Origin of the sequence: Pseudomonas flexibilis (assembly GCF_000806415.1) — a bacterium.
GTDB lineage: Bacteria > Pseudomonadota > Gammaproteobacteria > Pseudomonadales > Pseudomonadaceae > Serpens > Serpens flexibilis.
Genome location: NZ_JTAK01000002.1, coordinates 370,180 through 396,535, shown reverse-complemented (window position 1 = coordinate 396,535; position 26,356 = coordinate 370,180). Strand labels below are relative to the sequence as shown.

The 26,356-nt window shown below is 66.8% G+C and carries 29 protein-coding genes and 2 tRNA genes; 7 read left to right on the top strand and 24 right to left on the bottom strand.

Features of this window, described 5'->3' with window-relative positions; all coding sequences use genetic code 11:
* Window positions 1-557: 557 nt before the first annotated feature.
* The 4 genes from PT85_RS05675 to dapA all read right to left on the bottom strand — a co-directional run bounded on the left by PT85_RS05675 (window position 558) and on the right by dapA (window position 3,695).
* Window positions 558-647: transfer RNA gene (locus PT85_RS05675), tRNA-Ser, on the bottom strand.
* A 100-nt stretch (window positions 648-747) separates the two neighbouring features.
* Complete coding sequence (locus PT85_RS05670) at window positions 748-1,623, bottom strand: phosphoribosylaminoimidazolesuccinocarboxamide synthase (RefSeq protein WP_039606371.1); 876 nt, start codon at window positions 1,621-1,623, stop codon at window positions 748-750.
* 86 nt (window positions 1,624-1,709) lie between these two features.
* Entirely contained in the window at window positions 1,710-2,795 is a 1,086-nt protein-coding gene (gene bamC / locus PT85_RS05665; protein WP_039606149.1) for an outer membrane protein assembly factor BamC, read from the bottom strand.
* A gap of 21 nt (window positions 2,796-2,816) precedes the next feature.
* Window positions 2,817-3,695: a 4-hydroxy-tetrahydrodipicolinate synthase gene (dapA, locus tag PT85_RS05660; protein ID WP_027591233.1), complete on the bottom strand. Its 879-nt coding sequence runs from the start codon at window positions 3,693-3,695 to the stop codon at window positions 2,817-2,819.
* A 169-nt stretch (window positions 3,696-3,864) separates the two neighbouring features.
* Here dapA and PT85_RS05655 point away from each other — a divergent pair, with 169 nt between their 5' ends.
* Together PT85_RS05655 and PT85_RS05650 are read left to right on the top strand one after the other, a co-directional pair.
* Complete coding sequence (locus tag PT85_RS05655; RefSeq protein WP_027591234.1) at window positions 3,865-4,422, top strand: glycine cleavage system protein R; 558 nt, start codon at window positions 3,865-3,867, stop codon at window positions 4,420-4,422.
* Window positions 4,423-4,432: 10 nt separating this feature from the next.
* Window positions 4,433-4,909 carry a peroxiredoxin gene (locus tag PT85_RS05650; RefSeq protein ID WP_039606148.1) on the top strand — a complete coding sequence of 159 codons (477 nt, stop codon included), beginning with the start codon at window positions 4,433-4,435 and terminating at the stop codon, window positions 4,907-4,909.
* A gap of 208 nt (window positions 4,910-5,117) precedes the next feature.
* Here the strand turns inward: PT85_RS05650 and PT85_RS05645 are convergent, their stop codons facing one another.
* A complete protein-coding gene (locus PT85_RS05645; protein ID WP_039606147.1) occupies window positions 5,118-5,366 on the bottom strand; it encodes a sulfurtransferase TusA family protein in 249 nt (82 codons plus the stop codon).
* A gap of 110 nt (window positions 5,367-5,476) precedes the next feature.
* On the opposite strand from PT85_RS05645, the gene PT85_RS05640 reads away from it, so the two are divergent.
* Window positions 5,477-6,913 carry a M48 family metalloprotease gene (locus PT85_RS05640; protein WP_039606146.1) on the top strand — a complete coding sequence of 479 codons (1,437 nt, stop codon included), beginning with the start codon at window positions 5,477-5,479 and terminating at the stop codon, window positions 6,911-6,913.
* A 228-nt stretch (window positions 6,914-7,141) separates the two neighbouring features.
* Here PT85_RS05640 and thrC read toward each other — a convergent pair whose 3' ends face one another.
* From thrC to PT85_RS05610, 6 genes are all read right to left on the bottom strand, one after another.
* On the bottom strand, window positions 7,142-8,551 hold the full coding sequence (gene thrC / locus PT85_RS05635) for a threonine synthase (protein ID WP_039560438.1): 1,410 nt from the start codon (window positions 8,549-8,551) through the stop codon (window positions 7,142-7,144).
* 51 nt (window positions 8,552-8,602) lie between these two features.
* On the bottom strand, window positions 8,603-9,907 hold the full coding sequence (locus PT85_RS05630) for a homoserine dehydrogenase (RefSeq protein WP_039606145.1): 1,305 nt from the start codon (window positions 9,905-9,907) through the stop codon (window positions 8,603-8,605).
* Window positions 9,908-10,014: 107 nt separating this feature from the next.
* Window positions 10,015-10,488, bottom strand: coding sequence for a GFA family protein (locus tag PT85_RS05625; RefSeq protein WP_039560441.1), 474 nt, complete (start codon window positions 10,486-10,488; stop codon window positions 10,015-10,017).
* 160 nt (window positions 10,489-10,648) lie between these two features.
* Window positions 10,649-11,374, bottom strand: coding sequence for a DsbC family protein (locus PT85_RS05620; protein WP_027591241.1), 726 nt, complete (start codon window positions 11,372-11,374; stop codon window positions 10,649-10,651).
* A gap of 44 nt (window positions 11,375-11,418) precedes the next feature.
* A complete protein-coding gene (gene xerD / locus PT85_RS05615) occupies window positions 11,419-12,315 on the bottom strand; it encodes a site-specific tyrosine recombinase XerD (RefSeq protein ID WP_039606144.1) in 897 nt (298 codons plus the stop codon).
* A 40-nt stretch (window positions 12,316-12,355) separates the two neighbouring features.
* Window positions 12,356-12,760, bottom strand: a complete 405-nt coding sequence (locus tag PT85_RS05610) for a hypothetical protein (RefSeq protein ID WP_027591243.1) — start codon at window positions 12,758-12,760, stop codon at window positions 12,356-12,358.
* A gap of 120 nt (window positions 12,761-12,880) precedes the next feature.
* On the opposite strand from PT85_RS05610, the gene PT85_RS05605 reads away from it, so the two are divergent.
* Window positions 12,881-13,753 carry a helix-turn-helix transcriptional regulator gene (locus PT85_RS05605; protein ID WP_027591244.1) on the top strand — a complete coding sequence of 291 codons (873 nt, stop codon included), beginning with the start codon at window positions 12,881-12,883 and terminating at the stop codon, window positions 13,751-13,753.
* 255 nt (window positions 13,754-14,008) lie between these two features.
* Here PT85_RS05605 and PT85_RS05600 read toward each other — a convergent pair whose 3' ends face one another.
* From PT85_RS05600 to moaB, 5 genes are all read right to left on the bottom strand, one after another.
* A complete protein-coding gene (locus PT85_RS05600) occupies window positions 14,009-14,812 on the bottom strand; it encodes an MOSC domain-containing protein (protein WP_039606143.1) in 804 nt (267 codons plus the stop codon).
* A 67-nt stretch (window positions 14,813-14,879) separates the two neighbouring features.
* Window positions 14,880-15,803 (bottom strand): chemotaxis protein CheV, encoded by a 924-nt coding sequence (locus tag PT85_RS05595; RefSeq protein WP_027591246.1) that lies wholly within the window; start codon window positions 15,801-15,803, stop codon window positions 14,880-14,882.
* Window positions 15,804-15,929: 126 nt separating this feature from the next.
* Window positions 15,930-16,835, bottom strand: a complete 906-nt coding sequence (yegS, locus tag PT85_RS05590; RefSeq protein WP_039606142.1) for a lipid kinase YegS — start codon at window positions 16,833-16,835, stop codon at window positions 15,930-15,932.
* A gap of 223 nt (window positions 16,836-17,058) precedes the next feature.
* The gene (locus PT85_RS05585) at window positions 17,059-18,255 is read right to left on the bottom strand and encodes a molybdopterin molybdotransferase MoeA (RefSeq protein ID WP_027591248.1); all 1,197 of its coding nucleotides are present in this window, start codon (window positions 18,253-18,255) and stop codon (window positions 17,059-17,061) included.
* Entirely contained in the window at window positions 18,252-18,791 is a 540-nt protein-coding gene (gene moaB, locus PT85_RS05580) for a molybdenum cofactor biosynthesis protein B (protein ID WP_027591249.1), read from the bottom strand. Before moaB ends, PT85_RS05585 begins: the two co-directional genes overlap by 4 nt.
* Before the next feature lie 75 nt (window positions 18,792-18,866).
* Here moaB and mobA point away from each other — a divergent pair, with 75 nt between their 5' ends.
* From mobA to PT85_RS05565, 3 genes are all read left to right on the top strand, one after another.
* Complete coding sequence (gene mobA, locus PT85_RS05575) at window positions 18,867-19,442, top strand: molybdenum cofactor guanylyltransferase MobA (protein WP_027591250.1); 576 nt, start codon at window positions 18,867-18,869, stop codon at window positions 19,440-19,442.
* Between the two features lie 118 nt (window positions 19,443-19,560).
* Window positions 19,561-19,637: transfer RNA gene (locus PT85_RS05570), tRNA-Pro, on the top strand.
* A gap of 349 nt (window positions 19,638-19,986) precedes the next feature.
* Window positions 19,987-20,208 (top strand): hypothetical protein, encoded by a 222-nt coding sequence (locus PT85_RS05565; protein WP_027591251.1) that lies wholly within the window; start codon window positions 19,987-19,989, stop codon window positions 20,206-20,208.
* A 141-nt stretch (window positions 20,209-20,349) separates the two neighbouring features.
* Here PT85_RS05565 and PT85_RS05560 read toward each other — a convergent pair whose 3' ends face one another.
* Genes PT85_RS05560 through PT85_RS05525 form a run of 8 tightly spaced genes read right to left on the bottom strand, consistent with a single transcriptional unit; the run spans window position 20,350 to window position 26,333 of the window.
* Window positions 20,350-20,766, bottom strand: coding sequence for a hypothetical protein (locus PT85_RS05560; protein ID WP_027591252.1), 417 nt, complete (start codon window positions 20,764-20,766; stop codon window positions 20,350-20,352).
* 32 nt (window positions 20,767-20,798) lie between these two features.
* Window positions 20,799-21,992 carry a c-type cytochrome biogenesis protein CcmI gene (gene ccmI, locus PT85_RS05555; RefSeq protein WP_039606141.1) on the bottom strand — a complete coding sequence of 398 codons (1,194 nt, stop codon included), beginning with the start codon at window positions 21,990-21,992 and terminating at the stop codon, window positions 20,799-20,801.
* Window positions 21,989-22,462 carry a cytochrome c-type biogenesis protein gene (locus tag PT85_RS05550; RefSeq protein ID WP_039560447.1) on the bottom strand — a complete coding sequence of 158 codons (474 nt, stop codon included), beginning with the start codon at window positions 22,460-22,462 and terminating at the stop codon, window positions 21,989-21,991. Before PT85_RS05550 ends, ccmI begins: the two co-directional genes overlap by 4 nt.
* Complete coding sequence (locus tag PT85_RS05545) at window positions 22,459-22,989, bottom strand: DsbE family thiol:disulfide interchange protein (RefSeq protein WP_027591255.1); 531 nt, start codon at window positions 22,987-22,989, stop codon at window positions 22,459-22,461. The genes PT85_RS05550 and PT85_RS05545 overlap by 4 nt, the downstream gene beginning before the upstream one ends.
* Window positions 22,986-24,962, bottom strand: coding sequence for a heme lyase CcmF/NrfE family subunit (locus PT85_RS05540; RefSeq protein ID WP_027591256.1), 1,977 nt, complete (start codon window positions 24,960-24,962; stop codon window positions 22,986-22,988). The genes PT85_RS05545 and PT85_RS05540 overlap by 4 nt, the downstream gene beginning before the upstream one ends.
* On the bottom strand, window positions 24,959-25,408 hold the full coding sequence (ccmE, locus tag PT85_RS05535) for a cytochrome c maturation protein CcmE (RefSeq protein WP_027591257.1): 450 nt from the start codon (window positions 25,406-25,408) through the stop codon (window positions 24,959-24,961). The genes PT85_RS05540 and ccmE overlap by 4 nt, the downstream gene beginning before the upstream one ends.
* Entirely contained in the window at window positions 25,405-25,581 is a 177-nt protein-coding gene (ccmD, locus tag PT85_RS05530) for a heme exporter protein CcmD (RefSeq protein ID WP_027591258.1), read from the bottom strand. The genes ccmE and ccmD overlap by 4 nt, the downstream gene beginning before the upstream one ends.
* On the bottom strand, window positions 25,578-26,333 hold the full coding sequence (locus PT85_RS05525; protein WP_027591259.1) for a heme ABC transporter permease: 756 nt from the start codon (window positions 26,331-26,333) through the stop codon (window positions 25,578-25,580). The genes ccmD and PT85_RS05525 overlap by 4 nt, the downstream gene beginning before the upstream one ends.
* Window positions 26,334-26,356: the final 23 nt, after the last annotated feature.

Sequence of the window (26,356 nt, the reverse complement as noted above, 5' to 3'; positions counted from 1 at the left end):
CGACCGAAAAAGGGCCACTACACAGCGAGCCGGGCCTGGTTTTCGCCATTGGTGCCTGCCCTGACCGGCAACACCGACAACAAACGCGTCTGGAACGGGCTTTCCAGCCGTCCAACGCAGACCTCGAACTGTGAAGCGGCGCACATTTTCGTTCAGCGCCGGTTATTTGTCGATAGCTCGAAAACAGAGGAAAAGTGTCAATTTGCTATCTCATAGCCATTAGCGATGAGCAAATTTCCTTTTACATCAAGGGGTTATGGCGAGTTGACACCTTTGAACGGTCAGGCTGCCCGCCAGGTTGGCTATCGGAAGAAAAAAGTCGGCAGGTTCATCTGGAAGACCGAGGGCAGCTCGCGATGCAAAATGTCCTCGGTACTGGGGCGGTTACCGTGCAACCCCGCATGGCGAACAACGGGCGAGGATCGTCCAGAGATGAGCCACGCTGGCCATGACGATGCGGTGCCCGTTGATCCAGTGGCCGGCTTTCGACACCTGGGTCCCAGAAAGCAAAAACCCCTGAAATTCGCTAGGAAAATCAGGGGCTCAGGCTTGATGTATGGCGGGGAGATAGGGATTTGAACCCTAGGTGCCCGTGAGGACACAACGGATTTCGAATCCGTCCCGTTCGACCACTCCGGCATCTCCCCAGAGGTCGGCGCGCATCATACCAGCTGCGGCGCATTTGTCTAACCCCCGACGCAAGTTTTTCGCTCGCATTTCAAGCGCTTGCACTGCGCCGGGAAAGGTTCAGGCGTCGCCGGTCAGGCGGGTCAGCGCTTCACGGTACTTGTCGGCGGTCTTCTGGCAGACCTCGGCGGGAACCTTGGGCGCCGGCGGCTGCTTGTTCCAGCCGGTGGATTCCAGCCAGTCGCGCACGAACTGCTTGTCGAAGCTCGGCGGGTTGCTGCCTTCGGCGTAGCTGTCAGCCGGCCAGAAGCGGCTGGAATCCGGGGTCAGCGCCTCGTCCATCAGGGTCAGGGTGCCATCTTCGTCCAGGCCGAACTCGAACTTGGTGTCGGCGATGATGATGCCGCGGGTGGCGGCGTAATCGACGGCGGCGCTGTACAGGGCGATGGCGGTGTCGCGCACCTTGGCGGCCAGCTCGGCGCCAATGATCTCCTCGCAGCGCGCGAAGGAGATGTTCTCGTCATGGTCGCCCACGGCTGCCTTGGTGGACGGGGTGAAGATCGGCTGCGGCAGCTTGGCGGCCTCCTTCAAGCCGGCCGGCAGCGGAATGCCGCAGACGGTGCCGCTCTTCTGATATTCCTTCCAGCCCGAGCCCACCAGGTAACCACGCACGATGGCCTCCACCGGTACCGGTTTGAGGCGCTTGGCCACCACGGCGCGACCTTCCACCAGCGGCAGCTCGGCAGCCGGCACCACGTCCTCGACCTTGTCGCCGGTGAAGTGGTTGGGCACCAGGCCCTTGAGCTTGTCGAACCAGAAGTTGGAGATGGCGGTGAGGATCTTGCCCTTCTCCGGGATCGGCTCCTCAAGGATCACGTCGAACGCCGACAGGCGATCACTGGCGACCATCAGCATGCGCTTGTCGTCAATCTCGTACAGGTCGCGGACTTTGCCGGAGTAGAGTTTCTTCAGGCTCAGGGCGGTGGGTGTGCTCATGTCGAAAAAGGTCCGCATCATCGGAAAGAAAACAGGCGAAACCACGCTGCGGGGTTTCGCCTGGGGTTCGAGCTGAAACGCGGGTTTCAGTTCAGATTGCTTTGGATCTGCCCCAGCACGCGCTGGGCGATGTCCTTGGGTGCCAGGGTATCGGCATCCTGCTCCAGCGAGACCTGCACGCCATTGCCCAGTCGGGTCAGGCGCACCTGGTAACGCTCGCCGGCGGCTTCGTCACTGCCGAACAGGCGACCAAAGAAGCCGGGCTTCTCGCCGGGCTTGCGCGCATCGCCGGACAGGTTCAGGTAATACAGGCCCAGGCTGCGGTTGAGGTCGTCGATGCGCAGGTCGGCGCGCTCCAGGGCGCGGCCGATGCTCGACCAGCTGCGGTCGAAATCGGCCTCGACGTTCAGTACCGGATTGCCGCTACCATCCTCGCCGGCGGTGACCCGCACGCGGCTATCGGCGCTGCGCGCGGCCAGGGACACCGAACCGCCCTGCCCCGCGCCACGCTCCAGGCCGGCCAGTAGCTCGTCGAGCAGCGCGCTGTCCAGCGCCTGGTTGGCCGAGCGGCTGGGGAAGCTCAGGTTGGCCGTACTGTCCGCCGGGCGTTCCACGGCAGCCAGGAAGATCTCGCTGGTGTTGCGCTGCACGCCCGGCTCGATGCGCACCCGCACCCGCACCTGGGCATCGGGAGCGGCGACCGTCACGCGCCCCCCCAGGCGGCGGCTCAGCTCCGGTGACAGGCGATCGTAACGCTGCCAGGCGGTGATGAACTCGCCGGTCTGTGGCCGCTCTTCGGCAATCGCCAGGCCGTTGCGCTCGAAATACTGACGGGCCAGCGGCCAGACTTCCGCCGGCGGGCGCAGCGCCAGCAGCCAGCGCGCATCACCGCTCTTCTGCAGGCTGAACTCGCCGCTGTCCGGACCAGCGGCCAGGGCTTGCGGGCGCGGCGTCTCGAACTCGTCGTCGCGCGCGGCCAGCGTCGGAATCTGGGTCGGAATCGGCAGCAGAGGGTCCAGGTGCTTGGCCTGGACGCCCTCAGGCAAACGCATCGGCGCAGTCTGTTGCGCCTGCAGGTAATCGCTGCCGCGATCGCGGAAGCCCAGCCAGCTGCAACCGCCAGTGCCGGTGATGATCAGGGCGAGTGCGGTGAGTCCGGCCAGTCGCTTCATGCGTTTCGCTTCCTTGGTGTGTTAGGCCAGCACGCCAGTCTGACGCATGGCCTGGCGCAGCGGTTCGTGGCAGCGCTCGCTGAGCCAGGTGAGCGGCAGGCGGATGCCTTCCGGGATCAGGCCCATCTCGTGCAGCGCCCACTTCACCGGGATCGGGTTGGACTCCAGGAACAGCGCCTTGTGCAGCGGCATCAGGCGGTCGTTGATGGCGCGGGCGATGGCGGCCTCGCCACGCATGGCGGCGGCGCACAGGTCGCTCATGGCGCGCGGTGCGACGTTGGCGGTCACCGAGATGTTGCCCTTGCCGCCGAGCAGCATCATTTCCACGGCGGTGGGGTCGTCACCGGAATACACCAGGAAATCCTGACCGACACGCTCGAGCACTTCGCGGGCGCGCTGCAGGTCGCCGGTGGCTTCCTTGATGCCGATGATGTTCGGCACGCGGGACAGGCGCTCGACGGTTTCCGGCAGCATGTCGCACACAGTGCGACCCGGCACGTTGTAGAGAATCTGCGGGATGGCCACGGCTTCGGCGATGGCGCGGAAGTGGCGGTACAGGCCTTCCTGGGTCGGCTTGTTGTAATACGGGGTGACCAGCAGGCAGGCATCGGCGCCCACGCCCTTGGCCAGCTCGGTGAGTTCGATGGCTTCGCGGGTGCTGTTGGCCCCGGTGCCGGCGATGACCGGGATGCGACCGTTGACCTGGTCGACGACGCGACGCACCACTTCGATGTGTTCGTCCACGGTCAGGGTGGCGGACTCGCCGGTGGTACCCACCGCGACGATGGCGTTGGTGCCTTCCTGCAGGTGGAAGTCCACCAGTTTGCTCAGGCTGTCCCAATCCAGTGCGCCCTGCGCATCCATGGGAGTGACCAGCGCCACCATGCTGCCCGAAATCATCTACCACCACTCCTGCCAGAAAAGAGAGGGGCCAATGGTACTGTCGGCCCCGGCCTCGCACAAGCGAAGTTCCGGGGGCCCGCCATTCCTTTGGGCGGCGCTTTTCGCTACCCTTTCGCCCTCGTTTCGACGCCTTCGGCGTTGTCTTCATCTGCGTTAGGAAGCCTGCATGTCCACCCCGCCCGTTCGTGAACAATTTCTGGTTGTCAGCGCCCTCGGCAACAACCCCATGACGCTGACCAGCGTGTTGTACCGGGCCTGCCAGGAAAGCCGCTGCGCAGTGACCTCCACGCAGCTCAGCCGCCACGGCGAATGCAGCGTGCTCACCCTGCAGGTCGGCGGCAGCTGGGACGCCCTGGCCCGCCTGGAAGGGACCTTGCCGTCGATCGCCAAGCGTCACGACTTCACCCTCAATGTGGTGCGCAGTGTGCCGCTGGAAGTCCGCCCGCAGGCGCTGCCGTACGTCGCCTACGTGAGTGCGGCCTATCGGCCGGACATCCTCGGCGAGCTCTGCCAGTTCTTCACCGATCACCGCATCGAGCTGGAAAGCCTGAGCTGCGACACTTACCAGGCGCCGCACACGGGCGGCACCATGCTCAACGCCACCCTCAACGTCACCCTGCCGCCGGGCACCCAGATCAGCTGGCTGCGCGACCAGTTCCTGGATTTCGCCGATGCCCTGAACCTTGATGCCCTGATCGAGCCCTGGCGCCCGAACAACCCGTAAGGAATCCGCCATGACCGTCAGCCTCGACCAGCCCGTCCCCGACTTCCAGGCCCAGGCCACCGGCGGCCAGACCGTCCAGTTGAGTGCACTCAAGGGTCGCCAGCTGGTGCTGTATTTCTACCCGAAGGACAGCACCCCCGGCTGCACCACCGAGGGCCAGGGTTTCCGCGATCGCCACGCCGAGTTCCTGGCCGCCAACACCCTGGTGTTCGGCGTGTCCCGCGACGGCCTGAAGTCCCACGAAAACTTCAAGGCCAAGCAGTGCTTCCCCTTCGACCTGATCTCCGACAAGGATGAGCAGCTGTGCCAGCTGTTCGAGGTGCTCAAGCTGAAGAAGCTCTTCGGTCACGAGCACATGGGCATAAACCGCAGCACCTTCCTGATCGACCGGGACGGCGTGCTGCGCCAGGAGTGGCGCGGCGTGAAGGTGCCGGGCCATGTGGAGGCGGTGCTGGACGCCGCCCGGGCACTGCACGAAGGCCGCTGACGCCCCGTGCAAACCTGTGGGGCCGTGTTTATCTCGGCCGCCCGAGGCGGGTGATGCATCGGGGCCGAGCTGGGCTTCGCCGGCCGGCGTAGGGCGGTCGGCGCTTTATCCGGCCGCCGATTCGCGGCCTCGATGGTGGCCAACGTAAACGTTGACCACCCTACGGGGTCCGGATCGCCGGCCACCTGAGCGCCGCTTCACGGCGCTGTCACGCCTTGCGCAACCAGTAGCGGAAAACCCCCGCCTCCTCTTCCTCACGCACCAGCTCATGCCCGGCCAACCGCGCGAACGCACGAAAGTCGCGCTGCGAACCGGCATCGGTGGCGGTGACCTTGAGCACCGCGCCGCTGGGCAGGCGGTTGAGTTCCAGCTTGGCCTTGAGCAACGGCAGCGGGCAGTTCAGGCCGCTGGCGTCCAGTTCCGCATCGCAGGCCGGGGCCTGCACTTGGTCAGTCATTTCACACCTCTGCGCAGTGAGCGGGCGAGAATACCCAAGCCCCGGCGTGGCTGGCCAGCGACGCCGGGACAAGGCTACAGTTAGCCCCCGCGATTCGAGCGAGTACCCGCATGACTGCCCCGCGCCCCACTCTGCTGCTTGCCGTCTGCCTGGCCCTGAGTCCGGCGGCGCACGCCAACGACCTGCCGTCGCTGGGCGATGCCAGCTCGGCCATAGTCGCCCCCGAACAGGAGTACCAGCTCGGACGCGCCTGGTTGAGCATGCTGCGCGGCCAGGTCTCGCAGCTGTCCGACCCGCTGCTCAAGGACTTCGTCGAACGGCACGTCTACCGCCTGGCCGAGACCAGCCAGTTGCAGGACCGGCGCCTGGAGTTCGTGATCCTCGACAGCCCGCAGCTCAACGCCTTCGCCGTGCCGGGCGGCATCGTCGGCGTCAATGGCGGCCTGTTCCTGCACGCCCAGACCGAAGCCGAGTTCGCTTCGGTGCTCGCCCACGAACTGGCCCACCTGTCGCAGCGCCATTACGCGCGCGGCCTGGAAGCGCAGCAGCGCATGCAGCTGCCGCTGATGGCGGCCATGCTCGCCGGCGTGGTCGCCGCGGCGGCCGGCGCCGGGGATGCAGCCATCGCCGCCATCGCCTCCGGGCAGGCCGCCGCCATCCAGAGCCAGCGCAGCTTCTCGCGGCAGAACGAGCAGGAAGCCGACCGCATCGGCCTGAGCAACCTGCGCAACGCCGGCTACGATCCGCGCGGCATGCCGAGCATGTTCGAGCGCCTGGCCCGGCAGTACCGCTACGACGCCAAGCCGCCGGAATTCCTGCTCACTCACCCGCTGTCTGAATCGCGCGTCGCCGACAGCCGAAACCGCGCCGAACAGACTCCGGCCGGCGGCAAGATCGACAGCCTCGCCTACCAATTGATGCGCGCCCGCACCCAGCTGCAGTTCGAAAGCACGCCGGGGCTGGCCACCAAGCGTTTCCGTGCGCAGCTGGAGGAAAGCCCGCAGAACGACGCCGCCCGCTACGGCCTGGCCATCAGCCTGCGTCGCGCCGGACAGTCGGAAGAAGCCGGCAGCCTCCTGCAACCGCTGCTGGACAAGAGCCCGGACGACATCGTCTACAACCTGGCGCGCGTCGAGCTGGACATGGATGCGCAGCGCTACAGCCAGGCCAGCCAGCGCCTGGAACGGCTGCTCAAGGCCCATCCCGGCAATTACCCGCTGTTGCAGATGCAGGTCGAGCTACTGCTGGCCCAGTCGCGTCCGGCGGACGCCGAGGCCATTCTTGACCGTCTGCTGCGCGAGCGGCCCAAGGACCCGGACATCTGGTATCAGGTCGCGGAAGTGCGCGGCCTCGCAGGCAACATCATCGGCGTGCACCAGGCGCGCGCCGAATTCTTTGCCCTGGTGGGCGACTACGGACAGGCCCTGACCCAACTGGACTACGCCAAGCGCCGGGTGATCGGCAATTTCCCGCTGACCGCACGCATCGAAGCGCGGCAGGACGAGTTGCGCACCGAGAAGCGGCTGCTGGAGGAGATGCTCAGGTAGGCCGCCGCCGGGGCACCGAATCGGCGGCCGGAAAAACGCCGACCGCCCTACGGTCATGGCGACCACGTAGGGTGGACATCGTTTTTCGTTGTCCACCGCCCGGCGTGCACATTGCGGCGGACAAAACGGCGATGTCCGCCCTACGTCTGACTAACCAACGAAAAAGCCCGCAGCCGAAAGGTGCGGGCTTTTCATCATGGTGCCGTTGCGCCCCTGCGCAGTTCGCCTTTAAAGCGGTTTGCCGCGGTTGCCGTGCTGGCTGACGAACTGCTGCACGGCCTTGAGGTCGTTGGGCAGCACGTTCAGGCGCTCCTCGCGCTCGAACAGGTCGGTCAGGTGCGCAGGCAGGGCCGGGGCCTGGCCGACGCCGGCCTTGACCACGGCGTCCGGGAACTTCACCGGGTGCGCGGTGCCCAGCGTAACCATCGGGGTGGCCAGGCTGCGGCGGCACTCGCGGGCGGCGCGCACGCCGATGGCGGTGTGCGGATCGAGCAGTTCGCCGCACTGCTGGTACACCTGGGCGATGGTCTCGCAGGTCTCTTCGTCATTCACGGCCAGCGAGTCGAACAGCTTGCGGGCTTCGCTCCAGCGATCGGCCTCGACACTGAAACCGCCACCCTGCTTGAAGGTGTCCATCAGCGCGGCGATGGCGGCGCCGTTGCGACCGTGCAGGTCGAACAGCAGGCGCTCGAAGTTCGAGGACACCATGATGTCCATCGACGGCGACAGAGTGGGATGCAGGGTTTCCTTGACGTACTGGTTGCCGCTCATGAAGCGGTGCAGGATGTCGTTGCGGTTGGTGGCCACGATCAGTTGGTTGATCGGCAAGCCCATGTTGCGCGCCAGGTAGCCGGCGAAGATGTCGCCGAAGTTGCCGGTGGGCACCGAGAAGGCCACCGAACGGGCCGGCGCGCCCAGCTGGATGGCGGCGTGGAAGTAGTAGACGATCTGGGCCATGATCCGCGCCCAGTTGATCGAGTTGACCGCCACCAGACGGGTGCCCTTGAGGAAACCCTGGTCGGCGAAGCTGGCCTTGACCATCTCCTGGCAGTCGTCGAAGTTGCCGTCGATGGCGATGTTGTGGATGTTGTCGCCCTGGATGGTGGTCATCTGGCGACGCTGCACTTCGGACACGCGGTTGTGCGGGTGCAGGATGAAGATGTCGACGTTTTCGCAGGCCTTGCAGCCTTCGATGGCCGCAGAGCCGGTGTCGCCGGAGGTGGCGCCGATGATCACCACACGCTCGTTGCGCTTGGCCAGCACGTAGTCGAGCAGGCGACCCAGCAGCTGCAGGGCGAAGTCCTTGAAGGCCAGCGTCGGGCCGTGGAACAGCTCCAGCACCCACTCGTTGCCGTCCAGCTGACGCAGCGGCGCCACGGCGCTGTGGGCGAACACGGCGTAGGTTTCTTCGAGGATCTTCTTGAAGTCGGCGTCCGGGATGCTGCCGGCCACGAACGGGCGCATCACCCGGAAGGCCAGCTCGTGGTACGGCAGGCCGGCCCAGGAGGCGATCTCCTCGACGGTGAAACGCGGCAGGTTTTCCGGCACGTACAGGCCGCCATCGCTGGCCAGGCCGGCGAGCAGCACGTCTTCGAAATTCAGGGCCGGCGCCTGGCCACGGGTACTGATATAGCGCATGTCATCAAACCTTCGGTGCGGGCCCGGCGCCTGCGCCCCGGGCCCTGAGCATTAGTTGAGCTGTTCTACGCGGATACGCACGACGTTGCCGCTGATGTCGTCCAGGGCTTCCAGGGCGGCGATGGCGTCGTCGATGTTGCGCTCCACCACGCGGTGGGTGACGAGAATCATCGGCACCAGGCCGTCCTGCTCCTCGGCTTCCTTCTGCATGATCGACTCGATGTTGATGCCGCGCTCGGAGAGGATGGTGGCGACCTTGGCCAGCACGCCCGGACGGTCCTGGGCGTGGATGCGCAGGTAGTAGGCGCTCTCGCACTCGCCGATCGGCAGGATCGGCAGCTCGGACAGCGCATCGGCCTGGAAGCCCAGGGCCGGCACGCGGCCTTGCGGCGCGCAGGACAGCGCGCGGGCCACGTCGACCAGGTCGGCCACCACGGCCGAGGCGGTCGGCTCCATGCCTGCGCCGGCGCCGTAGTACAGGGTGCTGCCCACGGCGTCGCCGTTGACCATCACTGCGTTCATCACGCCGTTGACGTTGGCGATCAGGCGGTCGGCCGGGATCAGCGTCGGGTGCACGCGCAGCTCGACGCCGGCGTCGGTGCGACGGGCCACGCCCAGGTGCTTGATGCGGTAGCCCAGCGCCTCGGCGTAGTTCACGTCGGCGGTGGTCAGTTTGGTGATGCCTTCGGTGTAGGCCTTGTCGAACTGCAGCGGGATGCCAAAGGCGATGGAGGCCAGGATGGTCAGCTTGTGGGCGGCGTCGATGCCTTCCACATCGAAGGTCGGATCGGCTTCGGCGTAGCCCAGGGCCTGGGCTTCCTTGAGCACGTCCTCGAAGGCACGGCCCTTCTCGCGCATCTCGGTGAGAATGAAGTTGCCGGTGCCGTTGATGATGCCGGCCAGCCAGTTGATGCGGTTGGCGGACAGGCCCTCGCGGATCGCCTTGATCACCGGGATGCCGCCGGCCACCGCGGCTTCGTAGGCGACGATCACGCCCTTCTCGCGGGCGCGGGCGAAGATCTCGTTGCCGTGCACGGCGATCAGCGCCTTGTTGGCGGTGACCACGTGCTTGCCGTGTTCGATGGCCTTGAGCACCAGTTCCTTGGCGATGGTGTAGCCGCCGATCAGCTCGACGACCACGTCGATCTCGGGGTTGGTCACCAGTTCGAAGACGTCAGCGGTAATGGGGGTACCGGTGGTGTCGCACTTCGGGTTGGTGTCACGGGCGGCAATCTGCGCAACCTCAATGGTGCACCCGGCGCGCCGGGCGATCTCCTCTGCGTTGCGTTTGAGTACATTGAAGGTACCGCCACCGACGGTGCCCAACCCACAGATGCCTACTTTCACCGATTTCACGCTTGACTCCCCATGTGTGCGGCGTGGCGCGCCCGCAAGGCGCGGAAAAGAGCCGCACATTACGAAGGCCAGGGGGGTCAAGTCAATTGGCCCTGCGGTTGGAAGCGTCAGTCGGTCAGGCCGTGGCGCCGGTGCCAGTCGGCCAGGGATTCATCCGGATAGTCGTCGAAGCAGCGATCATTCGGCTTGCACGCGACCTCCACCCAGGGCGCCCGAGAGCCGAGCATCATGTGCACATGCTCGGGCGGCAGCGGCAACGGTGTGTCGATGGCCGATGCGTGCGGGTGCACCAGTTCGGGCCAGGTGGGGTCGTACAGCCACAGCGCGCTGCCGCAGTGCCGGCAGAAATGCCGCTGACCGGTGCTCGCCTCGCCGCTCTCCAGCCGGGCACGGTAGATGGAAAGGTGCTCCTCGCCCTCGACGGTGAGGCTGGCGTAATCGGCGCCCAGGTTGATGGCGTAGCCACCGCCACCCGCCGTCTTGCGGCAGATCGAGCAATAGCAGCGCATGAACGGATAGGGCTGGTGCGCTTCGACGCTGAAACGCACCGCGCCGCAATGACAGGAGCCTTGCAGGTGCATCGCATGCCCTCCTTTACCTACCGGTGTTGGAGGACCTGAGGCGCTGGCGGTTCCGGGGAGGCTTTGTAGGAACGGCTTCAGCCGCGATGCGTTCGTGCAGGCCGCATCAAGCGCTCGCGACTGAAGTCGCTCCTACGGGGTTCCGCGCAGAAGCAACGCCTCAGCGGGCCTGCAGCGCCGTCGGGCCCAGCTTGTCGGCCGGCTGGTAGCCGGGGATCAGTTGGCCGTTGGCCAGGAAGATCGCCGGGGTGCCCTGCACGCCGATGCGCTGGCCCAGTTCGAACTGTTTCGCCACCGGGTTCTCGCAGGTGGCCGCCGGCACCTTCTTGCGGGCCTTGGCCTGGTTCATGGCCTCCTGAGGGTTCTTGGCGCACCAGACGCTGACCAGCGTCTCGTAGGTCGGAGAACCCACGCCGGCGCGCGGGTAGGCCAGATAGCGCACCTCCACGCCCTGGCGGTTCAGCTCGGCGACTTCCTTGTGCAGCAGCTGGCAGTAGCCACAATCGGTGTCGGTGAACACGGTGATGTGGGTCTTGGGGTTCTTCGGCGCGAAGATGACCATTTCGTTGCGCGGCAGCGCGTTGAGCTGGCGGGCCACGGCCACGTTCTCGGCCTGCTCGGTGAGGTTGACCATCTGCCCGTCGCGCATCTGGTACAGGTAGCCCTGCATCAGGTACTGGCCGTCCTCGCTCATGTAGAGCACCCGGCCGCCCTCCAGCTGCACCTGATGCAGGCCCTTGAGCGGGCTCGCGCTGACGGATTCGACCTTGAGGTCCGGCTGCAGGGTGTTCAGGGTCTTGCGAATCGCCTGCTCGGCGTCGGCGGCCTGCGCCAGGGGTGCAGCGACAGTCAGGGCCAGGGCGGCGAAGAGCGAGGAACAGCGCATGGATACTCCGGAATGGGTTGCGAGGCGCCAGAGCCTATCACAGCTCATCCGCGCGGATGATGCCGGGCGTGCAGCTCCTGCAGGCGCGTGCGGGCCACGTGTGTGTAGATTTGTGTCGTCGACAGATCGCTGTGGCCGAGCAGCATCTGCACCGAGCGCAGGTCGGCGCCGTGGTTGAGCAGATGGGTGGCGAAGGCATGCCGCAACGTGTGCGGCGACAGGTGCTTGGCGATCCCCGCCACCCGCGCGTGCCGCTTGATGCGGTGCCAGAAGGTCTGCCGGGTCATCTGCTCGCCCAGGCGACTGGGGAACAGCACATCGCTAGGCCGCCCGGCCAGCAGCGCCGCGCGCCCCTCGCGCAGGTAGCGCTCCAGCCAGTGCACGGCTTCCTCGCCCAGCGGCACCAGGCGCTCCTTGCTGCCCTTGCCGAACACCCGCACCACGCCCTGGCGCAGATTGAGCTGTTCCAGGGTCAGCGACACCAGCTCGGTGACCCGCAGCCCGCAGGCGTACAGCACCTCCAGCATGGCGCGGTCGCGCAGTCCCAGAGGCTCGTCCAGATCGGGCGCAGCCAGCAGCGCCTCCACATCCGCTTCGCTCAGGCTTTGCGGCAGCGAACGCCCGAGGCGCGGCTGCTCGACCAGCAGGGTCGGGTCTTCCGCTATCACCCCTTCTCGCAGCAGAAAGCGGTAGAAACCGCGCAAGCCGGACAGCAGCCGCGCGGTGGAACGCGCGTTGTAGCCCTGGTCGAGCCGCCAGGCCAGATGATCGCCCAGCGCCTCGCGGGAGACTCCGGTCAGCCCGATACCGCGCTCATGCAGCCAGCCATGAAAGTGCGTCAGGTCGCTGCGGTAGGAGGAACGGGTGTTGGCCGACAGGCCCTTCTCCAGCCACAGGGCCTGGAGGAAGCGGTCGATCAGCGGGTGGTCGAGGGCGGACATGGCGAGCGCGTGCCTGTTCGGATGATCGAGGTGCAGTGGATTATGCCTTCTCCCACCCCTCCCGCAGCATCCACCGCACCGCGCACACCCGCCCCGCGCTGACGTCCAGTTCCAGCCAGCGCCCCGGCTGGGGCCTGTCGGCCTCGAACAGGCGCAGCGTGCCGCTGTACCAGAGCGCCGCCAGCGGGCGGCCGGCGGCCTTGCCGAATACGCGGCGGAACAGGCTACCCGGCTGCTGGTGGCGCTCCAGCTCGGCCAGGCGCAGCAGGCCGTCGACCACCACCCAGCGCGCCACGTAGCCGCGCCGGCAAGCCGGATGGCGCGCACCCTCCTCGACGATGCGGGTCATCAGCCCGCGTTCGATGAAATAGCCATCCAGGGGGGTATCCCAGTTGAGATAGCGTGTGCCCTCGAACAGCACGGTATCGGCAACCTGATGGGTCATCTGCACTCTCCTTATTACAGCCGGTTCCGCTTGAATAGTGGCGAAACGATATGTAGCGTTACCCGACATATCCAGAGTGTTTACCTGTACAGGTAAAGTTTTCAGGCAGATGGAGTGAGCATGAAACGCCAACAGTCGATCGAATCCGTGCGCTGGGACTTGGCGCTGCGTTACCGGCTAATCGAGACGGTGGCCTGGTGGGAAGGCCGGCTGACCACCAACCACCTGATCCAGAGCTTCGGCATCAGCCGTCAGCAAGCCTCCAGGGACATCAACACCTACATCGCCGAGCATGCGCCGCATAACCTGACATATGACCGGCACCTGAAGGGCTATGTGCCGACCCGCGACTTCGCGCCGCTGTTCATCGACGACAGCGCCAGCGCCTACCTGCACCTGCTCAACCAGAACCACGAACGCGCGCCGCACATCGAGGGACTGGCGCTGGCGTATGCGCACACCGAGGTGCTGCGCGTGCCGGATCGCTCGGTGACCCCTGAGGTGCTGCGCCCGCTGCTGCGTGCCTGCCGCGAGGGGCTGCGCCTGGAGTGCGGCTATGTGTCGTTCGCCACGCCGGATGGCGAAACGCGCCTGATCGCGCCGCACACCCTGGTCTACACCGGCATGCGCTGGCATGTGCGCGCCTATTGCGAGCGCAACCGCGACTACCGGGACTTCGTGCTCAGTCGCCTGCGCGGCACGCCGGAGCTGCTCGACCTGCCCTCCGAGCATGGCCGCGACGGCGACGCCGGCTGGAATGCCGAGGTGCAGGTGATCATCGAGCCGGACTCGCGCCTGAAGCCCGAGCAGCGGGCGATCATCGAGCACGACTTCGGCATGCGCGACGGCCGGCTGGTGATCGACACGCGGGGCGCGCTGGTGCAGTACGTGCTGCAGCGCTACCACATCGACCCGACCAAGGTGCACACCAAGGCAGAGGCCCAGCAGATCGTGGTGGCCAACCTGGATGGGCTGCGGGAATGGCTGTACTGAGCCGCGCCTCTGGTGGATCCACCTGTAGGGCGGACAACGTACATCGCGCCGACACGGCGCGCCTGCGGCGCGCTTGGTGGATCGCTGGCGTCGATCCACCCTACGAACCGCGTTTCGAACCGGTGGATTCCTCGGGGAGCAGCGTGCGGATTCGTGGGCTGCCGTAGGGTGGACAATGTCTTTCTTGTCCACCAGCGCGCCTGCAGCGCACTGGGTGGATCGGTGGAGCGAATCCACCCTACGGTATTTGCGGGATCACTCCAGCAGCTCAACCGGCATGCCCACTTCCAGCCAGCCCTGGCCGTCGACCAGCAGGTTCTGGCCGAACATCACGCCCTTGTCGCTCTTGCGATAGCGCGCCAGGGTGGCCAGCGGTTCCTGGTCGGCGCTGCGCTCGCCGCTATCCGGGTCGAGGGTGGTGATGATGCAGCGGGTGCAGGGTTTGACCGGGCGCAGGATCAGCTCGCCGATGCGGATGCGCCGCCAGCCGTCCTCGGCATAGGGGTCGCTACCGGCGATCACCAGGTTCGGACGGAAGCGGCGCATTTCCAGCGGCCGGCCCACGCGGGCCGACAGGTCGTCGAGCGAAGCCTGACCGATCAGCAGCAGCGGAAAGCCATCGGCGAGGGCCACACGCTGGCCGGGCTCGGCATACTTAAGATCCACCTGGCGGGCCCGCTCGGGCGGCAGATAAACGAGACGGCAGGCACGCCCCAACCACTGGCTGAGCCACTCGGCGGCGGCGTCACCGGCATCGGCGGCCGACGGTTCGTCCTTCCAGATGCTCACACGGCGCAGCGGCGCCTCTTCCGCTGGCACCGGCACGTCGAGGTCCGGCATGCCCGGCGCGCGCAGGCGCACCCCCTGCTCAGCCTTCCAGCGCGCCAGCAACTGGGTCATCTGCGGCAGCACCCGCTGAGTGAGGAATCGGCCGCTGTCGGCTTCCACCAGCATCCATCGGCGGTCGCCGCGAATGCCCAGGCCGTCGACCCAGGCGCGGTCGAGGGACTCGCCGATGGCGGATTTCAGGGGGTAGCGATATAGCGCGGCGAGCTGCATGACGGCCTCGATCGGTGGTGAGCGGAAGGCGCCAGCATAATCGGCGGCCTTCCGTCACGCACGAGGATCAGGCGTCGCGCTGCAGGCGATCGCGGATCACGTCGATCAGGCGTTCCGGCTGGAACTTGGAGAGGAAGTTGTCGCAGCCGACCTTCCTGACCATCGCCTCGTTGAACGAGCCCGACAGGGAGGTGTGCAGCACCACGTACAGGTCCTTCATGCGCGGGTCGTTGCGGATCTCGGCGGTCAGCCGGTAACCGTCCATCTCCGGCATCTCCGCGTCGGTGAACACCATCAGCAGCTTCTCGTTGAGGTCGTGGCCCTCGTCGGCCCACTGGCGCAGCTTGCGCAGGCCCATCTGGCCGTTGCTGGCGGTGTGGATCTTCAGGTTCAGCTGGCTGAGGGTCTCCGTCAGCTGGGCGAGCGCCACACTGGAGTCGTCCACCAGCAGCACCTCGCGACCGGCGGCGCGGGCGAGAATCGGATCGGCCAGACGCTCGCTGGAAACGCGGGCGTTGTAGGGCACGATCTCGGCCAGCACCTTCTCCACGTCGATGACTTCCACCAGCTGGTCATCCACGCGGGTGATGGAGGTCAGGTAGTGGGAACGGCCGCTGCCACCGGGTGGCGGCTGCACCTCTTCCCAGTTGAGGTTGTAGATGCGCTCGACGCTGCTCACCAGGAAGGCCTGCACCGAGCGGTTGTACTCGGCGACGATGATGGTGTTGGCCTCCGGCTGCAGCGGGCGCATGCCAATGGCCTTGGACAGGTCGATCACCGGCAGGGTCTGGCCGCGCAGGTTGATCACCCCGCACACGCACGGATGGCGGTGCGGCATGCGGTTGAGGCGCGGCAGGTGCAGGACCTCCTGCACCTTGAAGACGTTGATCGCGAAGAGCTGCCGCCCGGCGAGGCGGAACAGCAGAATTTCCAGGCGATTTTCACCCACCAGCTGGGTGCGCTGATCGACCGAGTCGAGAATACTCGCCATGTGCTTACCTGACGTCGAAGTGAGTTGCGGCGCAACGTTTCAAAAGTTATCGGCCGCGACGCCAGCGAGTTTAATATCAAACCGGCATCACGCAGGAATGCAGACCAAAGGCAGCGCTCGGCCGCGTCACTCCGCCGCAGCCCCGGTCAGCAGCGGCGAATCCACCGGCAGATGCAGACGCAGGAGCTGCGGGCGCACTTCGAAACGCACCCGGGGGCTGTGCACAGGCTCCCCATCGAGGTTCAGATCCAGCCCGTCCGGCGCCTCGACCTCCAGCCAGGGCAAGCGTGCGGTCACGGCGACCGTATCCAGCCCGAGCATGCCGCCGCTCAGCATTACCCGCAGGGTTTCGCCGACATCCTGCGGCGCGGGAATCAGGCAGAGATCGAGCATCCCGTCGGTGATGGTCGCGCGCGGGCAGAGGGCGTGACCGCCTCCGGCCTGGCGCCCATTGCCCACGCCCATGGCCAGGAAATCACCTTGCCAGTCGAAGCCGGGACCATGGAAACGGCCGAAGGCGCTGCGCACCTCGGCGAAGCGGGTGAGTCCGGTGAGCAGGTAAGCGCCACCGCCGAGCACCTTCTTCAGCTCCTCCGAGGTATTGGCGGTGACCAGCGAGCCGAAGCCGCCGGTGGCCATGTTGACGAACAAGCGCTCATTGGCCATGCCCACGTCGACCGGCGTGGGTTGCAGCTCCAGCAGCGCCAGTGCGGCGTCCGGCTCCAGGGGAACCTGCGCGGCCCGGGCGAAGTCGTTGGCCGACCCCAGCGGCAGCAGGGCCAGACTGGCATCCCCCTGCAGCTCGATCAGCGCCGAGGCCACCTCGTTGAGAGTGCCGTCGCCGCCGCCGGCAATCAGGCAGGGGTAACCGGCCCGCAGCCCCTCCTCCACCAGGCGCCGCGCGTCGCTGGCTTCCCAGGTCAGGCGCACCGCGAGCTCCCAGCCCCGCTCACGACACGCCTGGACCGCCTCGCGCACCGCCTCGTTCTGCGCCTGCTTGCCGTGCAGAATCAGCCACGCCCGCCGCTGCATGAATGCCTCCTGGTTCCGTGCTGCCGCAGCATTGGAAAGCACCGCAGGGAGGATGGTTCGAGGCAGGCATGGACCTGTAAGAGCGACTGTAGGAGCGACTTCAGTCGCGAGCTTTTTTTGGGGGGGAGGTGCCCGACCAGGGCCGTCCAGCCATGCTGAACCTGCGCGGAAAACATCGCGGCTGAAGCCGCTCCTAAAAAACGGGGCCGCGCGGCATCCCGCGCTAGCCCAGCAGCTCGCTGAACGGAATGAAGCGCACCGGCGCTCCCTCGGCGAAGGTGCGTTCCTCGCGCACTTCCACCAGCCCATCGGCCCAGGCGGCGCTGCGCAACACGCCGGAGCTCTGGTTCGGGTGCGGCACGGCGCGCCCCTGTTCCAGACGAGCGCGCAAGTACTCGCGGCGGTTGCCGGCGCGCTCCCAGGCGAAGCCGGCCGGCACCTCGACGCCCAGCGGTTCGACAGCCTCGACACCCAGGCGGCGCAGCAGATAGGGGCGCGCCAGCAGGCCGAAGGTCACCAGCGTGGAGGCCGGGTTGCCCGGCAGGCCGAGCACCGGCACGCCCCGGTAATGTCCGCAGGTCAGCGGCTTGCCGGGCTTGATGGCGAGCTTCCACAGCGCCAGGTCGCCGGCTTCACGCAGCACTTGGCCGAGATAATCGGCTTCGCCGACCGACACGCCGCCGGTGGAGAGAATCAGGTCCACCTCGCCCACTCCGGCCAGTGCCGCGCGCGTGGCCTGCAGGTCGTCCGCCAGGATGCCGGCGTCGCGCACCTCACAGCCCAGCCGCATTAGCCAGGCGGCCAGCAGGCGACGGTTGCTGTTGTAGATCTGCCCCGGCCCCAGCGGCTGCCCGGGCTCGACCAGCTCGTCACCGGTGGACAGCAGCGCCACCCGGGGCCGACGACGCACCGTCACGGTGCCGATACCGATGCTGGCGGCCAGTGCCAGTTCGATCGGGCCGAGCTGTGAACCGGCCGCCAGCAGTGTCTCGCCAGTACGGACTTCCTGGCCGCGCGGGCGGACATTGCGTCCCGGGCGCAAGGCTTCGAGGAAGCGCACGCGACCGTCCGCCAGCACCTCGGTGTTTTCCTGCATCTCCACGCAGTCGGCGCCGGGCGGCAGCGGCGCGCCGGTGAAGATGCGCGCGCAGGTGCCCGGTTTCAGCGGCTGCGGCGCGCTGCCGGCGAGGATGCGCTGGCTGACCGGCAGCGGCTCGCCCTGCCCGTCGGCCAGGCGCAAGGCGTAGCCGTCCATCGCGCTGTTGTCCCAGGGCGGCAGGTCCAGCCCGGCCAGCAGCGGCGCCGCCAGCACGCGGCCGTCGGCCTGTGCCAGTGGCACGGTTTCCTGCCCATCGAGCGGCGCCTGCTCGGCCCAAGCCAGCAGACGCTGCAGGGCGTCCTCGACGCTGATCAGGCTCATTCGCGACTCTCGCAGGCCACCGCCATGCGCAGGTGCGGCACGAAGTTGCAGGGCCGGTGGCTGGCGTCCAGCTGTTGCGCGAGGATGCCGTCCCAGGCGGTGCGACAGGCGTTGGTGGAGCCCGGCAGGCAGCACACCAGCGTGCCGTTGGCCAGCCCGGCCAGGGCGCGCGACTGCATCGTGGAGGTGCCGATGTCCGTGTAGGAGATCTGCCGGAACAGCTCACCAAAGCCATCGACCTGCTTGTCCAGCAGGCAGGTGACGGCTTCCGGCGTGCTGTCGCGCGCGGTGAAGCCGGTGCCGCCGGTGATCAGCACCACCTGCACCGATGCATCGGCGATCCAGGCAGCCACCAGCGCGCGTATGTGGTAGAGGTCGTCCTTGAGCAGCACGCGGTCGGCCAGCCGGTGGCCGGCTTCGGTCAGGCGCTCGACCAGCAATTGCCCGGAGGTGTCGGTCTGCAGGGTGCGGGTGTCGCTGACGGTCAGGACGGCGATGTTCAGCGGAGTGAAGGGAACGGCAGCCTTGTGGGACATGGAGGATCCTGTTGAGGGTTCACAATGCCGGTGTTATATCACAGGCCTTTCGCCACTCGTCCCAGGAGCCCCATCGTGCCAACGCTTCCCTCTCTTGCGCCCTGCTCCGTGCTGCTGCTGGCCGGTGGGCGCGGTCAGCGCATGGGTGGGCGCGACAAGGGGCTGGTGCCGTGGCGCGGCCGACCGATGATCGCCTGGCTGCATGATGTCGTGCGCCCGCTCACCGATGACCTGATCGTCTCGTGCAACCGCAACGCCGAGTGCTACCAGCCCTTTGCCGATCAACTGGTGTCGGATGCCGAGCCGGACTTCCCCGGCCCGCTGGCCGGCATTCGCGCCGGCCTCGCCGTGGCACGGCATCCCTGGCTGCTGGTGCTGCCCTGCGATGCACCCAGGGTGGACAGTGCCCTACTGACGAGCATGCGGCAGGCCGCCCTGCCAGGCCGTCCGTTGCTGCTGCGCCAGGGTGCGCAGTGGCAACCGCTGTTCTGCCTACTGCCGACCCGCGTGCTACCCGACCTGGAGCGCGCCTGGCAGGAAGGCCAGCGCAGCCCCCGGCATATCTTCACCGCTATGGGCGCCGTGGCGCTCGACTGCACCGAGGACGATGACCGGCTGGCCAATCTCAACAGTCCGGAGCTGCTGCAATGAGTCCGTTTGACGGAATGCCGTGCCCAGCGGCAAAACGCCTGCATCCCGCCCTGCAAAAAAATTTTCGCCTAACCCCTTGTGCATCAAAAGTTTTTCGGTAGAATGCGCGCCATCCAAACGGAGCGTAGCGCAGCTTGGTAGCGCGTCTCGTTCGGGACGAGAAGGTCGCTGGTTCGAATCCAGTCGCTCCGACCAAATCCCCGCAAACCCCGCCTCACGGCGGGGTTTTGTCATTCCGAAAACTGTTCCGCGCCGCCCTGACGAGACGCCGGAAAACAGTCATCAAGTCGTCAAACTCTCCGAGCATTCTGGCAGGCGATCACTGGTCGCTGACACAGCCAGAACCCCGGCAAACCCTGGCAACCCGGCTAAGCTGATCTCTCGACGGCACCGCACGGGCCACCCTGACAGCTGTTCCGGCCCATTAATTGCTTGAAATCAGGCACGGAACCATCGCCCCCGATGTCGCTCCCATACAGGCGGACCTCTTCAGGCCCCCGCCCCAAGCGAACCGGGCGCCACCAAGACAATAAAAGGAAGAACCATGAGCAACCACTCGCATACCCAGAACGCCATCAGCGCATTGCGCGAAGCCTTCGCCCCACTGCACTGCTATATCGTGGCCCCCGGCCGCAAGGGCACCTTCAGCTTCACCCTGGTCGACCAGCACGGTGTCGCCCGCCACAGCGAGCGCCTGTATCCGGAGCAATGCCAGGGCGAACGCCTGCAGCAAGTCATTCAACGCGCCCGCAACAAGGCCCTGTAAGGCCGATTCATCACCGTTCCATCTGCTTTTCCGACGCGTGGGAGCGCACAGGTGAGCTCACAGCCACCCCAGCCCTGATCGCGGCTGACGCCGCTCCCACAGCCGCCGCTCACCCCCGCCCTACTCTGCCGGCACAACGCCTCAATGCAGGCCACGCAGCCCCATCGGCACACTGACCTCGGCCACCGACTCCCAGGGACCGTCCGGTTGCGCGGAACAGAGCCAGCCGTCTTCCCAGCGGTAGTAGAGCCGCTCGCGGTAGTAGAGCTCGCGCCCACTCACCACATAGACGCCCAGACGCGCATCCCAGCGCGCTTCCACATGCGGAGGCGGCGCGTAGCGTGGGTGGGTGCCAGTGCTTTGCGGCTGCGAGGGAACCTCCGGGCGCGGCGGCACCGGGGTGATCACCGGGCGCGATGGCTCGGGCGTGGGCGCTGGCCGGGGTTCCGGCCAGGGCTGCGGTGTCTGCCGGGAACCCGGCAGCTGGTAGATATCGCTGGCGCAACCGCTCAGCAGCAGGCTGCCGAGCAGCAGCAGCCGGCCTGCGGCACGCTGCATATCCTCTCCAGGGCCGGTGGTCAGTTCGGCCGTCAGCGCTTCTCGGGCTGATCGATGCGCAAGCTCTGCAGCCGGTCTTCCGTGCTGCTGACAGCACCGCTGCGCCCGATCCACTCGCCGGCGGTGGCGTTGCCGCTGCGCGACACGCGCGCTACCAACTCCACCTGCGGGAAGTTGGACAAGCGTAGCTGCTCCATCATGGCGTCGGCGTCGCTGAGGATCACTTCCGCCGGCAGGTCGGCGACCTTGAGGCGCTTGACCGCCAAGGGCATCGCCTCACCAGCGGCCGGGCGGGCGAAGATGAACACGCTGTCCTCGGGCTGCACCTGGCCTGCGACATTCGGCGCCAGCTCCACACGCACGCGCATCTCCACGGGCGCCTCGTCGGCCGAAGCGGCCGGGGCTGCTTCACCGAGCATCTCGCGGGCGCGCTGAATGCCCTGGGCAATGGCCATGCGGTTCGGATCCTGGGGATCCAGGCCATTCATCAGGAATTCCCAATGCTCGATGGCATCCCGGTAACGGCCGGCCTCGAAGGCAACGATGCCCAGCAGGCCGCGGCTGGTGACTTCGCCCGGATCGCTCTGCAGCGCCTCGTCGGTCAGCCCCTGGATCTGTTCGCTCCACTGCTGGCCGTTGGCAAAGTACAGCGCCTGCGCCCACTGGCCGAGCAGCGAGGGATCGCGACCGGCCAGTGCCACGGTGCGCTCGAAGGCGTTGGCGGCCTCGGCCGGGCGCTCCATGGCCATGTAGCCACGAGCCAGGAAATACCAGCCTTCCACCCCATCGGGTTGCGCCTTAACGGCCTGCTCCAGACGCGCGACCATTTCCTCCATGGAGGCGGGCTGGTGGTCGAACTGGCGGGCCAGTTCCAGCTTGTCGCTGGCGCCCCAGTGCAGGTACAGCGCCAGGCCCAGCACCGGCACCAGCACGGCGGCGGCGATCGGCACGGCGCGACCCAGGTTGCCGTGGCGCTGCGCATCGCCCTCGGTATCCACCAACAACTCGCGACCAGCCTCGGCCTTGCCGGCGGCCAGCTGTTCATCCGTCAGAGTGCCAGCGGCGTGCTGGGTTTCCAGTTCACGCACGCGCTCTTCGTAGAGCGCCACGTTAAGGGCGGTGCGGTCTTCCTCGGCCTGGGCGCGCTGACCGCGCAGCACCGGAACCAGGATGAACGCCAGGGCGGCCAGCAACAGCAGGCCGGCGACAAGCCAGAGATCGATCATGGGTCTTTCTTATCCAGCAATTGGGAAAGGCGCTCCTGCTCCTCGGCGGACAGCAGGGCATTCTGCGGGGCGTTCTCGACCCGGCGACGGCGGACCACGATGACCACCAGGGCAAGCAGACCACCGCCCAGCAGCACCCACGGGCCGTACCAGAGCAGCAGGGTGCGCAGCTCGACCGGCGGGTTGTAGCGCACGAAGTCGCCGTAACGGTCGACCAGGTGCTCGACGATCTGCTCATCGGCCTGGCCATCTTCCAGCATGCGGAAGATCTCGCGGCGCAGGTCCATGGCAATGGGCGCGTCGGAGTCGGCGATGTTCTGGTTCTGGCACTTGGGGCAGCGCAGTTCGCTGGTCAGTTGGCGGAAGCGCTGGCGCTCGGTCTCGCTGGAGAACTCGTAGGTGTCGATGGCGGCCTGGGCGAAACCGCCCAGGGCCAGGCTACAGAAAACGGCGGCTAGCAGGCGTTTCATTGCTCGAGCAACTCCTGGTAGAGCGGTGCCAGTTGTTGACGCCAAACACGCTCGTCGATGGCGCCCACGTACTTGTGGCGGATGATGCCGTTCTTGTCGATCAGGAAGGTTTCCGGCGCGCCGTACACGCCCAGGTTGAAGCCCAGGCTGCCCTGCGGGTCGGCGACATTCAGCCGGTAGGGGTTGCCCAGCTCACTGAGCCAGCGGCGCGCATCGCCGGTTTCCTTGTAGTTGATGCCGTAGATGGCCACGCCCTGCCCGGCCAGGCGGTTGAGCATCGCGTGCTCGGCGCGGCAGGTCGGGCACCAGGTGGCCCACACGTTGACCAGCGCCGGCTCGCCCGGATTGAAGTCCGCGGTGGTCAGGGTGCGCGCCGGGTCTTCCACGGACGGCAGGCTGAACGCGGGCAGCGGCTTGCCGATCATGGTGGTACCAATGTCGCGCGGGTCGAGGAACAGCCCCTTGTAGAGGAAACCGGCAACCACCAGAAAGATCGCCAGGGGAATCAGCAGCAATGCGCGTTTCATGCCGGTTGTGCTCCAGAGATGCCCAGCGCCTCGCGGACGCGGGTCTTGACCTTGATGCGGTAGCGACGGTCGAGGGTCGACAGCAGGCCGCCGAAGGCCATCAGCAGGCCACCCAGCCAGATCCAGCGCACATAGGGCTTGACGTGCAGGCGCACGGCCCAGGCGCCATCTTCCAGCGGCTCGCCCAGCGCCACGTACAGATCGCGGAACAGGCCCGGATCGATGCCGGCCTCGGTCATCGGCATCATCTGCACGGTGTACAGGCGTTTCTCCGGGTGCAGCACGGCAATCTCGCGACCTTCCTCCAGCACACGCACGGTGGCGCGGTCGGAGGTGTAGTTCGGACCCTCATGGTGCTGCGCGCCTTCGAACACGAACTGATAGCCGCCCAGCTCCTGCATGTCGCCCGGCGCCATGCGCAAGTCGCGCTCGGCGTTGTGCTGGGTGGACAGCACGATGCCGATGGCGCATACGGCGATGCCCAGGTGACCGAGCTGCATGCCCCAGTAGCTGCGGGTCATGCGCGGGATGCCCTTGAGCAGGCCGGTGTGGCGGGTCTTGTCGAGCAGGTCGCGCACGCCGGTGAGCACCACCCAGGCAGACAGGATGCACACCGCCAGCACCGCCCAGTGGAAGTCGCCCAGCAGCACGGAGGCCAGGCCGCCGAGCACCGCGCTGGCGATCAGCACCGGCATCAGCATGCCGGCCAGCCACTTGCCAGGGGTGTCCTTCCAGCGCACCAGCACACCGACACCCACCGCGCCCATCAGGATGGCCATCAACGGCAGGAACAGGGCATTGAAGTACGGCGGACCGACCGACAGCTTGGCGCCGGAGATGGCGTCCAGCAGCAGCGGATACAGGGTGCCGAGCAGGATCATTGCGCAGGCCACCACCAGGATCAGGTTGTTGGCCAGCAGCAGGGTTTCCCGCGACCAGAGGGCGAAGCCTACCTTGCTCTTCACCACCGGCGCGCGCAGGGCGAACAGGGTCAGCGAAGCGCCAACCACGATGAGCAGGAAGGCCAGGATGAAGGTGCCGCGCTCGGGGTCGGCGGCGAAGGCGTGCACCGAGGTCAGCACGCCGGAACGCACCAGGAAGGTACCCAGCAGGCTCAGCGAGAAGGCGGCGATGGCCAGCAGCACGGTCCAGCTCTTGAACACGCCGCGCTTTTCGGTGACCGCCAGCGAGTGGATCAGCGCGGTGCCCACCAGCCAGGGCATGAAGGACGCGTTTTCCACCGGGTCCCAGAACCACCAGCCGCCCCAGCCCAGTTCGTAGTAGGCCCACCAGGAACCGAGCACGATGCCGATGCCCAGGCTGGCCCAGGCCACCAGCGTCCAGGGCCGGGACCAGCGCGCCCAGGCAGCGTCAAGACGGCCGCCGAGTAGCGCGGCGACCGCAAAGGCGAAGGCCACCGAGAAACCTACATAGCCCATGTACAGCATCGGCGGGTGCACGATCAGGCCGAAGTCCTGCAGCAGCGGGTTGAGGTCACGGCCGTCGGTGGGCACCTGCGGCAGCAGGCGCTCGAACGGGTTGGAAGTGACGATCAGGAACAGCAGGAAGCCGATGCTGATGATGCCCATCACCGCCAGCACGCGGGCGAGCATCTCCTCCGGCAACTGCCGCGACAGCACCGCCACGGCGAAGGTCCAGCCACCGAGGATCATCGCCCACAGCAGCAGCGAGCCCTCGTGGGCGCCCCACACGGCGCTGAACTTGTAGTACCAGGGCAGTGCGCTGTTGGAGTTGTGCGCCACATAGGCTACGGAGAAGTCGTCGACCATGAACGCGTAAGTCAGGCAGGCGAACGACAGCAGCAGGAAGGCGAACTGGCCCCAGGCCGCCGGACGGGCGATGCCCATCCACAGACGGTCGCCGCGCCAGGCGCCGATCAGCGGCAGGGTCGACTGCACCAGCGCCAGGCACAGGGCCAGGATGAGGGCCAGATGGCCGATCTCGGGAATCATTGCGCGCTCTCCGCCTTCGCCTGGATCGCCTTGTCCATCGCCTGGGCGACTTCCGGCGGCATGTAGTTCTCATCGTGCTTGGCCAGCACTTCGTCGGCCACCAGCACGTTCTCTTCGTTCAGGCGACCCAGCGCGACGATGCCCTGCCCTTCGCGGAACAGGTCCGGCAGGATGCCCCGGTAGCGCATGCGCACTTCGGAGGCGCCGTCATGCACCACGAACTCCACATCAAGGGAATCCCCGGTGCGCTGGAGCGAGCCTTCCTTGACCATGCCGCCGGCGCGAATGCGCACGCCGTCCGGCACCTCGCCATTGGCGATCTGCGTCGGGGTATAGAACAGGTTGATGTTCTGCTGCAGCGCCGAGAGGGCCAGGCCAACGGTCGCGCCCACCCCGACGAGCAGGGCGAGGATGATGTACAGACGTTTCTTGCGGACCGGATTCACTTCATTTCCTCCCGGCGCAGACGGCGCGCCTCATCTTGCAGGTAACGCCGGCGTCCGAGCAGCGGCAGAGCGACATTGATCAGCACGACCAGCAGGCCGATGCCGTAACTGGTCCAGACATACACGCCATGGTTGCCCATGGCGAGGAATTCGGAGAAGGAGGCAAAGCTCACGGACGACCCTCCACCTGGGCGCGCAGCTCGGTCTTCACCCAGCTGGCGCGCGCCTCGCGCTTGAGAATTTCCAGGCGCATGCGCATCAGCAGCACGGCGGCCAGGAAGCAGTAGAAGCCGATGACCATCACCAGCAGCGGCGCCCACATTTCCACCGGCATGGCCGGCTTTTCGGTGAGCTTGAACGTGGCGGGCTGGTGCAGGGTGTTCCACCACTCCACCGAGTACTTGATGATCGGAATGTTGACCACGCCGACGATGGCCAACACCGCGCAGGCCTTGGCGGCGCTGTCACGGTTACTGATGGCGTTGCCCAGGGCAATGATGCCGAAGTAAAGGAACAGCAGGATCAGCATGGCGGTCAGCCGCGCGTCCCACACCCACCAGGCACCCCAGGTGGGCTTGCCCCACACCGCGCCGGTGAGCAGCGCCAGGAAGGTCATCCAGGCGCCGATGGGCGCGGCCTGCTGCAGGGCCACGTCGGCCAGCTTCATCTTCCACACCAGGCCGACCACGCCGGCCACTGCCAGCATCACGTAGATCGACTGGGCGAGGATCGCCGTGGGCACATGCAGGTAGATGATCCGGAAGCTGTTGCCCTGCTGGTAGTCCTGCGGCGCGAAGGCCAGTCCCCAGACGCTGCCGAGCAGCAACAGGACAATCGCCGCGCCGCCCAGCCAGGGCAGCCAGCGACCACTGATTTCGTAGAACCACTTGGGCGAACCCAGCTTGTGAAACCATGTCCAGTTCATTGCAGCTCTCTTCGTGTCGCGGG

Bases quoted from the DNA above. Each gene is read 5' to 3' on its own strand.
- PT85_RS05550 (WP_039560447.1), bottom strand. From the start codon at position 22,462: ATGAAACGCCTGCTAGCCGCCGTTTTCTGTAGCCTGGCCCTGGGCGGT.
- PT85_RS05600 (WP_039606143.1), bottom strand. From the start codon at position 14,812: ATGCAGCTCGCCGCGCTATATCGCTACCCCCTGAAATCCGCCATCGGC.
- PT85_RS05595 (WP_027591246.1), bottom strand. From the start codon at position 15,803: ATGGCGAGTATTCTCGACTCGGTCGATCAGCGCACCCAGCTGGTGGGT.
- PT85_RS05655 (WP_027591234.1), top strand. From the start codon at position 3,865: ATGTCCACCCCGCCCGTTCGTGAACAATTTCTGGTTGTCAGCGCCCTC.
- PT85_RS05620 (WP_027591241.1), bottom strand. From the start codon at position 11,374: ATGCGCTGTTCCTCGCTCTTCGCCGCCCTGGCCCTGACTGTCGCTGCA.
- PT85_RS05560 (WP_027591252.1), bottom strand. From the start codon at position 20,766: ATGCAGCGTGCCGCAGGCCGGCTGCTGCTGCTCGGCAGCCTGCTGCTG.
- PT85_RS05540 (WP_027591256.1), bottom strand. From the start codon at position 24,962: ATGATTCCCGAGATCGGCCATCTGGCCCTCATCCTGGCCCTGTGCCTG.
- PT85_RS05625 (WP_039560441.1), bottom strand. From the start codon at position 10,488: ATGCACCTGCAAGGCTCCTGTCATTGCGGCGCGGTGCGTTTCAGCGTC.
- moaB (WP_027591249.1), bottom strand. From the start codon at position 18,791: ATGTCCCACAAGGCTGCCGTTCCCTTCACTCCGCTGAACATCGCCGTC.
- PT85_RS05645 (WP_039606147.1), bottom strand. From the start codon at position 5,366: ATGACTGACCAAGTGCAGGCCCCGGCCTGCGATGCGGAACTGGACGCC.
- PT85_RS05565 (WP_027591251.1), top strand. From the start codon at position 19,987: ATGAGCAACCACTCGCATACCCAGAACGCCATCAGCGCATTGCGCGAA.
- xerD (WP_039606144.1), bottom strand. From the start codon at position 12,315: ATGTCCGCCCTCGACCACCCGCTGATCGACCGCTTCCTCCAGGCCCTG.
- yegS (WP_039606142.1), bottom strand. From the start codon at position 16,835: ATGCAGCGGCGGGCGTGGCTGATTCTGCACGGCAAGCAGGCGCAGAAC.
- PT85_RS05640 (WP_039606146.1), top strand. From the start codon at position 5,477: ATGACTGCCCCGCGCCCCACTCTGCTGCTTGCCGTCTGCCTGGCCCTG.
- PT85_RS05610 (WP_027591243.1), bottom strand. From the start codon at position 12,760: ATGACCCATCAGGTTGCCGATACCGTGCTGTTCGAGGGCACACGCTAT.
- PT85_RS05605 (WP_027591244.1), top strand. From the start codon at position 12,881: ATGAAACGCCAACAGTCGATCGAATCCGTGCGCTGGGACTTGGCGCTG.
- PT85_RS05525 (WP_027591259.1), bottom strand. From the start codon at position 26,333: ATGAACTGGACATGGTTTCACAAGCTGGGTTCGCCCAAGTGGTTCTAC.
- ccmI (WP_039606141.1), bottom strand. From the start codon at position 21,992: ATGATCGATCTCTGGCTTGTCGCCGGCCTGCTGTTGCTGGCCGCCCTG.
- PT85_RS05585 (WP_027591248.1), bottom strand. From the start codon at position 18,255: ATGAGCCTGATCAGCGTCGAGGACGCCCTGCAGCGTCTGCTGGCTTGG.
- PT85_RS05650 (WP_039606148.1), top strand. From the start codon at position 4,433: ATGACCGTCAGCCTCGACCAGCCCGTCCCCGACTTCCAGGCCCAGGCC.
- PT85_RS05670 (WP_039606371.1), bottom strand. From the start codon at position 1,623: ATGAGCACACCCACCGCCCTGAGCCTGAAGAAACTCTACTCCGGCAAA.
- dapA (WP_027591233.1), bottom strand. From the start codon at position 3,695: ATGATTTCGGGCAGCATGGTGGCGCTGGTCACTCCCATGGATGCGCAG.
- PT85_RS05545 (WP_027591255.1), bottom strand. From the start codon at position 22,989: ATGAAACGCGCATTGCTGCTGATTCCCCTGGCGATCTTTCTGGTGGTT.
- bamC (WP_039606149.1), bottom strand. From the start codon at position 2,795: ATGAAGCGACTGGCCGGACTCACCGCACTCGCCCTGATCATCACCGGC.
- thrC (WP_039560438.1), bottom strand. From the start codon at position 8,551: ATGCGCTATATCAGTACCCGTGGCCAGGCGCCGGCCCTGAATTTCGAA.